Origin of the sequence: Nocardiopsis deserti, from assembly GCF_008638355.1 — a bacterium.
Lineage (GTDB): Bacteria > Actinomycetota > Actinomycetes > Streptosporangiales > Streptosporangiaceae > Nocardiopsis > Nocardiopsis alborubida.
In genome coordinates this window covers 85558-100317 of sequence record NZ_VWVS01000020.1, presented here as the reverse complement: position 1 = coordinate 100317, position 14760 = coordinate 85558, and the positions used below count along the sequence as shown (strand labels likewise).

Below are 14760 nucleotides of genomic sequence, written 5' to 3'. Positions count from 1 at the left end.
CGGATCCGCGTGCGGCCCGGTGGGACCGTGGCCGGAGCAGTGGCGCTCGGGCCGGCGGAGGCCACACCCGGGGCGGCGGGGGCGCGTGCGGCGCGGCGGCTCCGCGTCGGAAACCCGCCGTGCTCCGGGCCACCGCGGGGGCGTTGGTCAGAGCCCCAGGCGGCTCTCCACGGTCCGGATCCCCGCGCGGCAGGCGTGTTCCACCTCGCGGTGGTTGCGCAGCCGCTCCAGCAGGCGGAAGGGCCGCGGGTCCGCGTCGGGGCCGCCGTCGGCCTCGGTGACCGCCAGGACCTGCCCCGACAGCGTTCCGGCGCGCGTCCAGCGCTCCCAGCGCTCGAAGTCGGGGCTGGCCTGGTGCCCCATCACCAGGGCCCGGCCGCCCCGGCCGGACAGGTCGCCGCCGTCGCGCGACCACAGTTCCACGCTCCGGCCCGGACCGGCCGACCAGTCCCGCGCGGTGACCACGTCCACGCGCACGTCCGCGCCGGGGCCCGCTCCCGCGTCCGCACCCATGCCGACGTCAGCGTGTGCACGCGCGTCCGCGTCCGCACGCGATCCGGCAGCGGTGACTGGCGCTCCCGTGCCCGTGCCAGCGTTCGTGCCCGTGCCCGCGTCCGTGTCGGCCCCCGCGCTCCACTCCCGTACCAGCAGGGCGTCCTGCGCGCGGTCGCGCCTGCGCACCGTCTCCACCCGGTCCACCCCGGTCAGGGTCACCAGGGCGCGCGCCATCCACCACCAGTTCTCCTTGCGCGCCATCAGGCTCCCCGCGCGCAAACGGGTCGGCGGGTGCTTGGCCGCCTCCTGCTCCACCAGGTCGCGGCCGAACAGGCGGCCCCCCGGGTCCAGCCGCACCTCCACCGGCCCGACCCCCACCAGACCGGTGTCCGTCCCCGGGGCGGGTGCGGTCAGGCTGAACGCGGCGCGCGTGCCGAGCGCGTCCACCAGGTCCAGGCGGGCCAGCGGAAGGGCCGCGCACGGCGTCTCCCCGTCCGTCAGCGGCACCACCGGGACGCTCACCGGCAGCCCCCGCGGAGTCACCCAGGACAGCTCGCCGACGGCCGAACGCCGCCAGGCCGTGGCGAAATCTTCCACATACTTCCTTTTCTGTGATGTGTGACTCATGTTAATTTCTCGGGACTGTACCCGAACCGCCTGGACAGAGCACACACAGACCCCGCCCACCCGGTCCTGACACCGGAAGAAGGAAGACCCCCATGCCCGCTGTAGCAGTACTGCTCGGCACCCTGGCGATCTTCGCGCTGGCGTACCGCTTCTACTCGGCCTACCTGGCCAAACGGGTCTACGCCCTGGACCCGTCCTTCACCACGCCCGCGCACACGCTCCAGGACGGCGTGGACTACGTCCCCACCAACAAGCACATCGTCCTCGCGCACCACTTCATCTCCGTGGCGGGCGCCGCACCCATCGTCGGCCCGGCGATCGGCGTGTTCTGGGGCTGGGGACCGGCACTGCTGTGGGTGATCCTGGGCACCATCTTCGGATCGGGCGCCCACGACTTCGGGTCGATCGTGGTCTCGCTGCGCAGCAAGGGCCGCAGCATCGGCACCCTGGCGGGCGACGTCATCGGGTCCCGGGCGCGCATCCTGTTCCTGCTGATCATCTTCTTCCTGGTGACCCTGGTGAACGCGGTGTTCGCCATCGTCATCGCCGGGCTGTTCGTGGGCACGCCCGAGTCGGTGCTGCCCACCCTGGTCACCATCCCGCTGGCCATCGCCGTGGGGCAGGTGGTCTACCGCCGCCGCACCGCCGCGCTGCTCCCGTCGATCATCGCGCTGCTCCTGGTCTACGCCTGCATCCCGCTGGGCCAGCTCCTGCCCGTCAGCCTCGCGCCGGTCGCCGAGGCCACGGGGATCACCGAGAACCTGCTGTGGATCGTGATCGTGTTCGCCTACGCGTTCGTGGCCTCCCGCCTGCCGGTGTGGCTGCTGCTCCAGCCCCGCGACTACATCAACCAGCAGCAGATGATCGTGGCACTGCTGGTCATCATGGTCGGCGTGACCGTGGGCATGGACACGATCGCGGCGCCGCTCTTCCGCGACACCCCGGCGGGCTCCCCGCCGATCTTCCCGCTGCTGTTCATCACCATCGCCTGCGGCGCGGTCTCGGGCTTCCACAGCCTGGTCGCCTCCGGGACCACCTCCAAGCAGATCGACAAGGAGACCGACGCGCGCTACGTCGGCTACCTGAGCTCCCTGGGCGAGGGAACGCTGGCGCTGTGCTCGATCCTGGCCTGTACCGCGGGCGTCATGGTCTACTCCGCCAACTCCGGCGTCGAGTGGGGCACCCTCTACGTCGACTGGGAGGCCGCCTCCGCCGACCCGCAGGGCATGTTCGTCCAGGGCGTGGCGGGCTTCGCCTCCAACATCGGCGTCCCCGAGAGCACCGCCCTGGTCTTCGGCGCCCTGGTGATCGTCAGCTTCGCCGTCACCACCCTGGACACCGCGGTCCGGCTCAAGCGCTACATCATCCAGGAGATCGCCACGATCACCGCCGAGCGCTTCTCCTCCGGCAGCGCACCGCACCGGGCGATGTCCTTCCTGGCCCGCAACATCACCGTCGCCACGCTCATCGCGGTGCTCATCCCCCTCGCGCTGACCCTGGTCCCGGGCGACTTCGCCGTGGGCACCCTGTGGCTGCTGTTCGGCACCACCAACCAGCTCACCGCGGGCCTGGCCCTGTCGGTCATCGCCGTGTGGGTCACCAAGCGCCACCGCAACCCGGTCATGATCCTCATCCCGCTGGTGTTCCTGGCCGTCATGACCGTCTGGGCGCTGGTCATCCAGCTCCGCGACTTCGCGGTCTCGGGCGACGCGATGCAGACCTTCCTGCTCGCGCCGCTGGACGGCGTCATTCTGCTGCTGGCCCTGTGGATGATGGTCGAGGCCGCCATCGCCCTGAACAAGGCGCGCAAGAGCCCGCCGGTCGCCGAGGCCGCGACCGAGGAGACCACCGCCGGGAGGGACGAGGGTGAGGGCAGGTAACCGCCGCGCCCGGGGCGGCACCCCGTGAGCGAACCGGGCACCGGCGCCGGGCCCCCGCCGGGAGCCTGGCGCCGCGCCGTCGCCGCCTGGCGCCGCTTCGAGGACTTCCACCAGCAGGTCTTCGAGGCGCGCTGGGGGCACGCGCGCCGACGCGAGGCCCGCACCCAGCAGGACACCCTGCGGGCCCTGCTCATGCTGGAGAGCCTGGGGGTGGACAACCCCGTCGCCTACGAGACCCTCGACCTCATCCCGTACATGGTCGCCGACCTGCACGAGTGGCACCAGAGGATGGGCCGCAGGGACTTCGGAGCACCCGGAGGCTGCTGTTGACCGAGACCGGACCCGCCGCGGTCCCCGCCGCGCCGATCACCTTCGTCGGCGGCAAGGGCGGGGTCGGCAAGACCACCCTGGCCGCCGCGCACGCGCTGGCCCTGGCCGACGCCGGGCACCGGGTGCTGGTGATGTCCACCGATCCCGCCCACTCGCTCGGCGACGCCCTGGAGACGCCGCTCAAGGACGAGCCCGTCCCGGTCGCCCCCAACCTGTGGGCCGCCGAACCCGACGCCGACGCCGCCGTGCGCCGCCGGATCGCCCAGGTGGTCAGGGACGCCGAGCGGGCCGTCCCGCCCGAGGTGATGCCCGCGGTGCGCCGCCACCTGGAGCAGGCGGGGGCCAGCCCCGGCATGGCCGAGTCCGCCCTGGCCGACCTGCTCGTGGACCGCATGGAGGAGGTGGGGCGGCGCTGGGACGCCCTGGTCGTGGACAGCGCCCCCACCGGGCACCTGCTGCGCCTGCTCAACCTGCCCGCGCTCCTGACCCCCTGGGTGGTGGGCCTGACACGCCAGCGCGAGCGGGCTCGCCGCGCCGAGGCCTTCGCCGACATCGTCGGCGGCTCGGAGGAGGAGGCCGACCCCCTCACCGAGCGCCTGCACGCCCGCCGCCACCGCCTGGAGCGCGCCGCCGAACGCCTGCGCCGGGACGCCGAGGTGCGCCTGGTGACCCTGCCCCGCCGCATGGTGCTGGCCGAGACCGCCCGCGCCGTCGAACAGCTCACCGGGGCCGGGTTCCGGCTCGCCCCCGTGGTCGTCAACCAGATCCCGCACGGGGACGCCGCGGGGCCCGACACCGCCGAGGCCCTGGCCGCCACCCGCGAGCGCTTCGCCCGACTGGGGACGGTGGAGGTCCCCCTCCAGGACGCCGAGCCCACCGGCCCCGAACACCTGCGCCGCCTGGCCTCCCTGCTCACCGCCCGCTGAGGGTCCGGAGACGGGGAACGGCGGCCGGGCCCGCGGGCGGGGAACCCCGCCGGACCGCCCCGCGTTGGACGGTGGTAGGGGCTCCGGAACGGGGGGTTCCGGCCGGGGAAACCGGAAAGCGTACACGGTACGATCGGGGTGCGGCCGTCCTCCGACCAGGGCGGGTGGACCCACGGTGGCGGGAAACGACCCTCCCGCCCGTTATCGTTGGCGCCATGGGGCGATCCGCGCAAGAAGGCAGACACACGGCGGGGGGCGATGTGGTCAGCCCGGCGGTCAGTGACCGCGTCTGGACGGTTCCCAACCTACTGAGCATGCTCCGGCTGCTGGGCGTGCCCCTGTTCCTGTGGCTCGTGCTGGTGCCCCAGGCCGACTGGTGGGCCCTGCTCGTGCTGGCCCTGGCGGGCCTCAGCGACTGGCTCGACGGCAAGATCGCCCGCGCCTGGAACCAGGCCTCGCGCCTGGGCACCGTGCTCGACCCCCTCGCGGACCGGCTCTACATCTTCGCCGCCCTGCTCGGCCTGGTCATCCGCGGCATCGTGCCCTGGTGGCTCATGGGCATCCTCGTGCTGCGCGACGTCCTCATCCTGGGCGCCCTGCCGCTCCTGCGCCACTTCGGCTACGGGCCCCTCCCGGTCAACTTCGCCGGCAAGGCCGCCACGCTGTGCCTGCTGTACTCGTTCCCGCTGCTGTTCCTCGCTGGTTACGCCACGATCGCCGCAGATGTGGCGAGAATTATAGGTTGGGCCTTCGCACTCTGGGGAACTGCTCTGTACTGGTGGGCCGGACTGCTCTACGCCGTACAGGGACTGCGCCTGATGGCCCAGACCCGCCGCGACGAAAGCGCTGATCGCACCGACGGCCCCAGGGCCGTGGGCGACAGCGACCCCGTGCGCGGTCACGCCCAGGACCGACCCGGTCCAGCCGCACCGGCGACCGCTGACGGCGACCCCGGCGCGGCCGCCGGGGGCGCGGACCGACCGAGCCGCCCGGACCAGGGGCGGACCGGCCCCTGATCCGCACGCGGACCGGCTCACCACGAGTCCTGTCGGATCGAAAGGGAGTGTCGTCTCCGCATGAGAACATGTCCCGCCGCCCGCAACGGCGTGCGCTCCGAACACCATCCCCCCTCGGTGCGCACCGACGGCCCAGCGGTACGGAGGTACCGACGATGAGCCAGGCCGAAGACACCACCCCGGAGGTCACCGCACCTCCGATGAAGGCCGTCGTGATGGCGGGCGGCGAGGGAACCCGCCTGCGCCCCATGACGGCGAACCAGCCCAAACCACTCCTCCCGGTGGTCAACAAGCCCATCATGGAGCACGTGCTGCGCCTGCTGCGCAAGCACGGCTTCACCGAGACCGTGGTCACCGTGCAGTTCCTGGCCACCCTCATCCGCAACTACTTCGGCGACGGCGAGGAACTGGGCATGAAGCTCAGCTACGTCGCCGAGGAGGTGCCGCTCGGCACGGCGGGCAGCGTCAAGAACGCCGAGGAGCACCTGCGCGGCGAGCCCTTCATCGTCATCTCCGGCGACGCGCTCACCGACATCGACCTGACCGACATGGTCCGCTTCCACCGCGAGAGCGGCGCCAAGGTCACCATCGGCCTCAAGCGGGTGGAGAACCCGCTGGAGTTCGGCATCATCATCGTCGACGAGCAGGGGCGCGTCCAACGCTTCCTGGAGAAGCCCACCTGGGGCCAGGTCTTCTCCGACACCGTCAACACCGGCATCTACATCATGGAGCCGGAGGTCCTCGAACGCGTCGCCGAGGGCGAGGTCGTCGACTGGTCCGGGGACGTCTTCCCCCAGTTGCTGGCGGAGGGCGAGCCCCTCTACGGCTACGTCGCCGACGGCTACTGGGAGGACGTGGGCACCCACGAGAGCTACCTCAGCGCCCAGGCCGACGTGCTCTCGGGCAAGGTGGACGTGGACATCGACGGCTTCGAGGTCTCCCCGGGCGTGTGGGTCGGCGAGGGCGCCGAGGTCCACCCCGAGGCCGTCCTCAAGGGCCCGCTCTACATCGGCGACTACGCCAAGGTCGAGGCGGGCGCCGAGCTGCGCGAGTTCACCGTGGTCGGCAGCAACACCGTCGTGCGCTCGGAGGCCTTCGCCCACCGCACGGTCCTGCACGACAACGTGTTCATCGGCCGCGGCGCCAACCTGCGCGGCGCCGTCATCGGCAAGAACACCGACGTCATGGCCGCCGCCCGGATCGAGGAGGGCGCGGTCGTGGGCGAGGACTGCGTCGTCGAGTCCGAGGCCTACCTCCACAACGACGTCAAGGTCTACCCGTTCAAGACGATCGAGGCCGGTGCGGTGGTCAGCACCAACGTCATCTGGGAGTCGCGCGGGCAGCGCTCGCTGTTCGGCCCCCGGGGCGTGTCCGGCCTGATCAACGTCGAGATCACCCCGGAACTGGCGGTGCGCCTGGCCAACGCCTACGCCACCACCCTGAAGAAGGGCGCGATCGTCACCACCTCGCGTGACGTCTCGCGCGCCGCCCGCACGCTCAAGCGCGCGATCATCAGCGCGCTCACCGCGGCCGCCATCGAGGTGCGCGACCTGGAGGTGGTGCCGCTGCCCGTGGCCCGCTTCCACACCTCCCAGAGCGGTGTCAGCGGCGGCATCACGGTGCGCACCACGCCGGGCGACCCCGAGTCGGTCGACATCCTGTTCCTGGACGGCGACGGCGCCGACCTGTCGCCCGGTGCCCAGCGCAAGCTCGACCGGGTCTTCTCCCGCGCCGAGTACCGCCGGGCCTTCCCCGGCGAGATCGGCGAGCTGACCTTCCCTTCGCGCAACGTGGAGAGCTACTCCCACGAGCTGCTGCGCAAGGTGGACACCTCCGGCGTGGCCGAGGCGGAGCTCAAGGTCGTCGTGGACTGCGCCGGGGGCAGCGGCTCGCTCATCCTGCCCTCCCTTCTGGGCCGGATCGGCGTGGACGTGCTCACCGTCAACAACCGGCTGGACGAGTCCTCGCCCACCGACACCGTCGCCAAGCAGAACCGCGACCTGGCGCGGCTGGGCGAGCTGGTCGCGGGCTCGGGCGCCGACTTCGGTGTGCGGTTCGACCCCGTGGCCGAACGGCTGTCCATCGTGGACGAGAGCGGCGACCTGGTCCACAGCGACCGGGCCCTGCTGGTCGTCCTGGAGCTGGTCTGCGCCGAGTACGGGACCGGCACGGTGGCCCTGCCCGTCACCACCACCCGCGTCGCCGAGACCGTGGCCGCCTCGCACGGGGTCAAGGTCCACTGGACGGCCACCGCCACCGACGAGCTCACCAAGGCGGTCCAGGCACAGGACGACGTCATCTTCGCGGGCGACGGCCGGGGCGGGTTCATCGTGCCGCGGTTCAGCCCCACCAGCGACGCCATCGCCGCCTTCGTGCGGCTGCTGGCACTGGTGGCCCGGACGCGCCGCTCGCTGAGCCAGATCGACCGCACGATCCCCCAGGCGCACCTCCTGCGCCGTTCGGTGCCCACCCCGTGGGCGGTCAAGGGGAGCGTGATGCGCGCCGTCGTGGAGGCGGCTGGCGGCCGCGAACTCGACACCACCGACGGCGTCCGGGCGATCGAGCCGGACGGAAGCTGGGCCCTGGTCCTGCCCGACACCGCGGAGGCCGTGACCCATCTTTGGGCCGAAGGTCCCAACCCCGACACAGCGCACCGCCTGCTGGACGAGTGGGCGGCCGTCGTGGAACGGGCCGAGGGCTGAGGCGGGCCGCGCGGGCGCGGACGGACGACCGTCCGCGCCCGCGCGGCGCGTGCCCGCGGCATCACGCCCCGTGCGCGGGCGCGGGCCCTACCGTGAGTGACCCCGCGGGTTAAAATCGACATACAGACAGGTCGTGGCGGTTCGGTGAAGCCGGTGCGAATCCGGGGGGATCCGTGGAGAACCAAACCCGCCGACACGGCATCAGCACCAGGACAGGTCTGTTGTCCCGCCCCGGCCCGCCACCGTCGCCGGACACCCCGCTCACCGATCCGTTCGCGGCGGGTCGTCCGCGGCGGGCCGGGGAGGAGCAAAACCCTTCCTGGACAGGGATATGGTTTAAAGTCGAGTGTTCCCCGAAGCGCCGCGTCGCCCACCGGACCGGGTATCCCGGCAACGGCGGACACCCCCGCCGGTGGTGACAAGGAGTGCGACACGGGGGATGAGACCTAGCGACCGACCGCGTGAGGCGCACCGCTGCCGCGACAGCGGGCCGCCTCACCGCGTACCGGACGGTGTGCGGGCCACGTGCCCGCCCGACGCCCGGTGCGTGCCACCGATCAGCCCAATCAAGCACCGCCCCGTGCGGTAGGAGGCCGAGCCGACCTATGTCGAGCGTTTACTGCACGCAGTGCGGTCACGCCGTTGCGGATGATGCCCGTTTCTGCTCCCACTGCGGAACTCCGATCCGCAGAGCCGAACAGCAGGGCCCCCGACCCGGCACTGGCAGGGACTCCGGCGGAGACGTCACGTCCACGATCTCCCTCTCGGGCATACAGGCCCTGGAAGAGGAGGAGTCCGGCGACGAGCTGGGCGGCGACGACCCCGCCAACCCCGACGCTCTGCCGCCGGGCACGGCGCTGCTGGTGGTCAGGCGCGGCCCCAACGCCGGGAGCCGTTTCCTGCTGGACAGTGACGTGACCACCGCCGGCCGCCACCCCAACAGCGACATCTTCCTGGACGACGTCACCGTCTCCCGACGCCACGTGGAGTTCTTCCGCCGCGGCGACGGGTTCGGGGTCCGCGACGTGGGCAGCCTCAACGGCACCTACGTCAACCGCGAGCCGGTCGACGAGGCGCAGCTCGGGGGAGGGGACGAGATCCAGATCGGCAAGTTCCGGATGGTCCTGCTGACCAAACCGCGCCGCTGACCGGCGCGGGGACGGCCGAGGGAGCGGCGGGTGGGCCGATGAGGTTTGCGGCCCCCCGCCGCCGGAGAGCTTTGTAACGAAGGGTGCCGATTTCGCCCTCGGGTCCTGACCCGCAGCGGGAGCAGGGACGAGCGCCCATCCGGCATCACGACCCGTGGGACGGAGACGCTGTGAAGCACATGGAGGTCGTCGGCGTCCGTGTTGAGATGCCCTCGAACCAGCCGATTGTCCTGCTCAAGGAAGCCGAAGGCGACCGCTACCTGCCGATCTGGATCGGCGGCGTGGAGGCCACCGCGATCGCGCTGGCCCAACAGGGCGTCGCACCGGCCAGACCGCTCACCCACGACCTGTTCCGGGACGTCCTCGACGCACTGGACACCGGGCTCAAGACGGTGAACATCACCGGCCTCAGCGACGGCATCTTCTACGCCCAGCTGGTCTTCAGCAACGGTGTGGAGGTGAGCGCGCGCCCCTCCGACTCGATCGCCCTGGCGTTACGGACGGGCACACCCATCTACGCGCACGAGGACGTGATCGACGAGGCCGGGATGCCGATTCCGGACGAGCAGGAGGACCAGGTCGAGGCGTTCCGGGAGTTCCTGGACAACATCTCGCCCGAGGACTTCGGCAGGCGCGCGGAGTAGTCCGGCGGCGAACGTGTACTCTCCCCGGGGCCCGCGCCCGCGCGCGGGTCCCGCGCCACGGCGGTGGCGTGCCCCGGGAGGACACACCCCGACCTGCGACTTCATCCGCGGGGCCGGTGATAGATTGGGTAACGGAAGTGGTCGTAATGATCAGGGCCGAAACCCCCGGGTGCGCGTCGGGCGCCACCGGGGAGGCCCCGGCACACCGGTGCCGCGCGCACTTGGCGACGCGCCGCGCGGTGTCGTTGACGCTGCCGGTCGGCCGTCCTACCTTCAGTGCAGTGGAACCCACGGCGCACCCGTTCCCTGAGTGGACATCCCCTGTCGAGACCGCCGTGGGACGAGAAGCCGGAGGTCGGCGTGGCGGTAGCGAGCGGCAAGCGGGATCCCCATGACAGGCGGTCCGCGCTGCGGCTAGCGGGGCAGCAGGGCCTACTGTGCGAAGAGGACGTGGTGGCGCTGCCTATGGACGCCGGGTATCGGGGCCCCGCGGCGTGTACGGCCGCCGGGATCAGCTACCGCCAGCTCGACTACTGGGCCAGGACCGGCCTGGTGGAGCCGAGTGTGCGCACCGGAGCCCACAACGCCCCCCTGTACAGCCTCCCCGACATCCTGTTGCTCAAGGTCGCCAAACGGCTCCTGGACACCGGGATCTCCCTCCAACAGATCCGCACCGCGGTCGACCACCTGCGCGGCCGCCCCGCCCCCGACCTCGCCCGCATCACCCTCATGAGCGACGGCGTCAGCGTCTACGAGTGCACCTCCCCGGAGGAGGTCGTGGACCTCATGCAGCGCGGGCAGGGCATGTTCGGCCTGGCGCTGGGCAACGTCTGGCGCGAGCTGGAGGAGGCCCTGGGCGTGGTTCCGGCCGAGGAACGGGCCGACCTGCCCGCCGCGGCGCCCCAGCCCGTGGACGAGCTGGCCAGGCGCCGCAGGGAACGCCGCACCGGCTGAGGCGGGCGGACCCCCGTGTCCGGCCCCCGTGGGCCGGTCCCCGGTTGTCCCGTCACGCGCCGCCCCGCGGCTCGGCGGTCCCCTCCCACACGGCCTCGCATCCCGGGGGCCGGCATCCGCAAACGAATGGCAGCCAGCGCAAGCGCATGCAAACGGCTTGCGTCCGATGCCGTACCTTGGTGGCATGAAACGTCGACTCGCGGAGGTCGCCGAGAAGGTCGGGGTGAGCGAGGCCACGGTCAGCCGGGTCCTCAACGGCAAGCCCGGCGTCTCCTCCAGCACACGCGAGGCGGTCCTGACCGCCCTGGACGTCCTCGGGTACGAGCGCCCCACCCAGCTGAGGGGGGAGCGCGCGCGCCTGGTGGGCCTGGTCCTGCCCGAGCTCCGGAACCCGATATTCCCCGCGCTGGCCGAGGTCATGGCGACGGCGCTGGCCCAGCGCGGGTTCGCGCCGGTGCTGTGCACGCGCACCGCCGGAGGGGTCTCGGAGGAGGACTACGTCGACCTGCTGCTCGCCCAGCAGGTCTCGGGCATCGTCTTCGCGGGCGGCCTGTACGCCCAGGAGGACGCCGCGCACGCCCACTACGAGCACCTGCACGAGCGCAACCTGCCCACGGTGCTCATCAACGCCGCCATCGACTCCCTGGACTTCCCCCGGGTGGCCTGCGACGACGCGGTGGCCGTCGAGCAGGTGGTCGGCCACCTGCGCGCCCTGGGCCACGAGCGCATCGGCATGGTGGCGGGCCCGCCCGACCACGTGCCCTCCCGGCGCAAGCGGGCCGCCCTGCGCGCGTGCGCGGACGGGACGGGCGCCGAGCCCGTGGTGGAACACGCCCTGTACTCGATGGAGAACGGGCGGGCCGCCGCGGACCGGCTGCTGGAGAGGGGCGTCACGGGCATCCTGTGCGCGAGTGACGTCATGGCGCTGGGCGCGGTGCGCGCCGCCCGCCGACGCGGGCTGTCGGTGCCCGGGGACGTGTCCGTGGTGGGCTACGACGACTCGCCGCTGATGGCCTGCACCGATCCGCCGCTGACCACGGTGCGCCAGCCGATCGAGGCCATGGGCCGTTCGGCGGTGGAACTGCTGGCGCGGTGGATCGACGGCGGCCCGGTCTCCCGGGCGGAGCTGATGTTCGAACCGGAGCTGGTGGTGCGGGCCTCGGCGGGCCCGGCCCCCCAGACGGCGCGAACGGGAGGCTGAGGGGCCGCCCGGCGGTGTGTCCGGCGCCCCGGGAGGTCAGGCCACCGGACGGCGGTGCGGAGGAAAAGGGGTGCGGCGATCCTCGCCGCACCCCTTCGTTATGCCTTCGTTAGGCGGGTTGGGGCGACTTCGGAAGGTGATGCAGGCCTCATTATCCCTGCATTTCTGGCTTGTGTCGTCGATTTGCGTAACTTAGTTGGTTTCTTGCGATTCTGTGTCGATCGGTTCTATAGTTCCGGCACCATCACGTGGCTTCACTCGGGGGAGGAGCCGGAGAGGAACGACCAGGCCATGGACACAACACGTGCCGTACTCCCCGGGCGCACCCGCGGATTCCGCACCCGCACCGCGCTCCCGGCCGCGGCCGCGGCGCTGCTGGTCGCTGTCAGCGGCTGCGCCCCGGATGACGGCGGCGGCTCCGGCCGGGTGACCCTCGTCGTCAACGGCCAGCCCGAGGCGGCCCTCCAGGTCGAGCGGGAGATCTTCGACGCCGACGTCGCCGAGTTCGAGGAGCTGCACCCCGACATCGACATCGAACCCCGCGAGGGCTTCATGGACCCCGAGACCTTCCAGGCCAAGCTCGCGGGCGGCCAGCTGGAGGACGTCTTCTACGTCTACTTCACCGACCCGGCGACGCTGATCGAGCGCGGTCAAGCCGCCGACATCACCGAGCAGGCCGAGGCGCTCGGCGTCGTGGACCAGCTCCAGCCGGGGCTGCTCGACGTGTTCCGGGACGGGGAGGGACGCCTGTACGGCCTGCCCACCGCCAACTACTCCATGGGGCTGGTCTACAACCGGACCCTGTTCGAGGAGGCCGGACTCGACCCCGACGACCCGCCCGCCACCTGGGAGGAGGTCCGCGAGGCGGCCGAGGCCGTCAGCGCACTGGACGAGGACTACGTCGGCTTCGGGGAGCTGAGCACCGCCAACCAGGGCGGCTGGCACTTCAACGCCTGGATGAACTCCCTGGGCGCCGAGGTGGTGGACCGCGACTCCATGACCGCCTCCGTGGACAACGCCGAGGGCCGCCGCGTGCTGGAGACCCTCCACGCCATGCGCTGGGAGGACGGGTCCATGGGCGAGCGCCAGCTGCTGGAGTTCGAGGACCTGCAGCGGATGATGGGCGCCGGGACGCTCGGCATGTACGTCGGGGCGCCCGACAACCTCAAGCCCGTCGTGGACAACTTCGAGGGCGACTTCGCCGACTACGGGCTGGCCCCCATGCCCGAGCAGAGGGGCACCCTGATCGGCGGCGAGGGGTACATGTTCAACCCGCAGGCCGCTCCGGAGCAGATCGAGGCGGGCCTGGCCTGGCTGAGCTGGAAGTACCTGAACCCCGACCGCTTCCAGGACGCCGTCGACGACGCCCTGGCCCTGGACTCCCCGGTCGGCCTGCCCATGGCCCCGACGCCCGACATCTGGACGGGCGACGTCCGCGAGGCCCAGCTGGAGCTCAAGGAGGCCAACGCCAACGTGCCCCTGGAGAACTACCAGTCCTTCGTCGACGCCCAGCCCGACGTCCCCGGATTCGTCGAGCCGCCGCAGGCCCAGCAGGTCTACGCCGTCCTCGACACCGTGATGCAGGCCGTGCTGACCCGCGAGGACGCCGACGTCGACGCGCTGCTGGCCACGGCCGAGGAGGAGATCGACGCGGTCCTCGGCGGCTGAGCCCGAGCCGGGCCGGCCAGCGGCCGGGCACCGCGGCCAGGCGTTCCGGTCGGCTGTCCCGACCCGCCCCGCGGCCGGGCGTTCCGGCCAGCTCTCCCATCCGGGTGCTTCGTCCGAGCTCCCCGGCCGGGCCCACGACCAGCCCCACTCCCCACCGCGGCGGCCCGCCTCCCGGGCCGCCGCCCAGCCGACCGGAGGCACCCATGCCCGACCTCGCCCTGCGGACCGCGACCGCGCGGACGCGGGAGCGCCCGGCCGCCCGCCGCCGAGCCCCCGGGCGCGCGGGAGCGCGCCGCCTGGGCGCCAACGCCGTCGCCTACGCCTTCCTGTCCGGAGCCCTCGTCTGCTTCGTGTTCTTCTCCTGGTATCCCATCACGCGCGGCGTCGCGCTGGCCTTCCAACGGGTCAACTTCGTCGCCGCCCCCGACTGGGTGGGGCTGGAGAACTTCCGCACCCTGTTCGGGGACCCGCTGTTCGCCACCGCGTGGGCCAACACCGGCTACTTCACCCTGCTGGCGCTGGTGCTGGGCTTCGCCCTCCCCTTCGGCATGGCCCTGGTGCTCAACGAGCTGCGCCACGCGCGCGGTTACCTGCGCCTGGCGGTCTACCTGCCGGTCATGCTGCCGCCGATCGTCTCGGCCCTGCTGTGGAAGTGGTTCTACGACCCCGGTCCCGGCCTGGTCAACGGCGCGCTGCGGGCGGTCGGGCTGCCCGGCCTCCAGTGGCTCAACTCCGCCGACACCGCACTGCTCTCGCTGGTCATCGTCTCCACCTGGGCGAACCTGGGCACCGCCACCCTGATCTACCTGGCCGGGCTCCAGGGCATCCCCGGCGAGCTGTACGAGGCGGCAGAGCTCGACGGCGCGGGCCTGCTCCAGCGGGTGCGGACGGTGACCGTCCCGCACATGCGCTTCGTCATCCTCGTCATGCTGCTGATGCAGGTCGTGGCGACCATGCAGGTGTTCGTGGAGCCCTACATCCTCACCGGCGGCGGCCCCGAGGGCGCCACCACCACGGTCCTGCTGCTCATCTACCGCTACGCCTTCACCTTCGGCGACTTCGGCGCGGCCAGCGCCCTGAGCCTGATGCTCTTCGTGGTCCTGGCCCTCTTCTCCGCCCTGTACCTGTGGGCGACCCGACCCCGCTGACCGCGTCCCCCTGCGAGGAAG

General features: G+C 72.1%; 12 protein-coding genes. 11 read left to right on the top strand and 1 reads right to left on the bottom strand.

Annotation, left to right across the window (positions count from 1 at the left end):
• Positions 1-147: 147 nt before the first annotated feature.
• A complete protein-coding gene (locus FYW99_RS31955) occupies positions 148-1092 on the bottom strand; it encodes a hypothetical protein (RefSeq protein ID WP_190394808.1) in 945 nt (314 codons plus the stop codon).
• 122 nt (positions 1093-1214) lie between these two features.
• Here FYW99_RS31955 and FYW99_RS25630 point away from each other — a divergent pair, with 122 nt between their 5' ends.
• The 11 genes from FYW99_RS25630 (at position 1215) to FYW99_RS25580 (ending at position 14739) form a co-directional block, all read left to right on the top strand.
• Positions 1215-3002 (top strand): carbon starvation CstA family protein, encoded by a 1788-nt coding sequence (locus FYW99_RS25630; protein WP_150254590.1) that lies wholly within the window; start codon positions 1215-1217, stop codon positions 3000-3002.
• Between the two features lie 24 nt (positions 3003-3026).
• Positions 3027-3332 carry a cory-CC-star protein gene (locus tag FYW99_RS25625; RefSeq protein WP_017564793.1) on the top strand — a complete coding sequence of 102 codons (306 nt, stop codon included), beginning with the start codon at positions 3027-3029 and terminating at the stop codon, positions 3330-3332.
• Positions 3329-4258: an ArsA family ATPase gene (locus tag FYW99_RS25620; protein ID WP_150254589.1), complete on the top strand. Its 930-nt coding sequence runs from the start codon at positions 3329-3331 to the stop codon at positions 4256-4258. The genes FYW99_RS25625 and FYW99_RS25620 overlap by 4 nt, the downstream gene beginning before the upstream one ends.
• A gap of 260 nt (positions 4259-4518) precedes the next feature.
• The gene (locus FYW99_RS25615; RefSeq protein ID WP_150254629.1) at positions 4519-5274 is read left to right on the top strand and encodes a CDP-alcohol phosphatidyltransferase family protein; all 756 of its coding nucleotides are present in this window, start codon (positions 4519-4521) and stop codon (positions 5272-5274) included.
• Positions 5275-5474: 200 nt separating this feature from the next.
• On the top strand, positions 5475-7976 hold the full coding sequence (locus FYW99_RS25610) for a mannose-1-phosphate guanyltransferase (RefSeq protein ID WP_150254628.1): 2502 nt from the start codon (positions 5475-5477) through the stop codon (positions 7974-7976).
• Between the two features lie 605 nt (positions 7977-8581).
• The gene (locus tag FYW99_RS25605) at positions 8582-9124 is read left to right on the top strand and encodes an FHA domain-containing protein (RefSeq protein WP_013152508.1); all 543 of its coding nucleotides are present in this window, start codon (positions 8582-8584) and stop codon (positions 9122-9124) included.
• 170 nt (positions 9125-9294) lie between these two features.
• The gene (locus FYW99_RS25600) at positions 9295-9768 is read left to right on the top strand and encodes a bifunctional nuclease family protein (RefSeq protein ID WP_017564797.1); all 474 of its coding nucleotides are present in this window, start codon (positions 9295-9297) and stop codon (positions 9766-9768) included.
• A gap of 465 nt (positions 9769-10233) precedes the next feature.
• On the top strand, positions 10234-10722 hold the full coding sequence (locus FYW99_RS25595; RefSeq protein ID WP_150254627.1) for a MerR family transcriptional regulator: 489 nt from the start codon (positions 10234-10236) through the stop codon (positions 10720-10722).
• A 184-nt stretch (positions 10723-10906) separates the two neighbouring features.
• On the top strand, positions 10907-11923 hold the full coding sequence (locus FYW99_RS25590; protein WP_150254588.1) for a LacI family DNA-binding transcriptional regulator: 1017 nt from the start codon (positions 10907-10909) through the stop codon (positions 11921-11923).
• A 291-nt stretch (positions 11924-12214) separates the two neighbouring features.
• On the top strand, positions 12215-13591 hold the full coding sequence (locus FYW99_RS25585; RefSeq protein WP_150254587.1) for an ABC transporter substrate-binding protein: 1377 nt from the start codon (positions 12215-12217) through the stop codon (positions 13589-13591).
• Between the two features lie 203 nt (positions 13592-13794).
• On the top strand, positions 13795-14739 hold the full coding sequence (locus FYW99_RS25580) for a carbohydrate ABC transporter permease (RefSeq protein WP_223839569.1): 945 nt from the start codon (positions 13795-13797) through the stop codon (positions 14737-14739).
• The last annotated feature ends 21 nt before the right edge of the window (positions 14740-14760 follow it).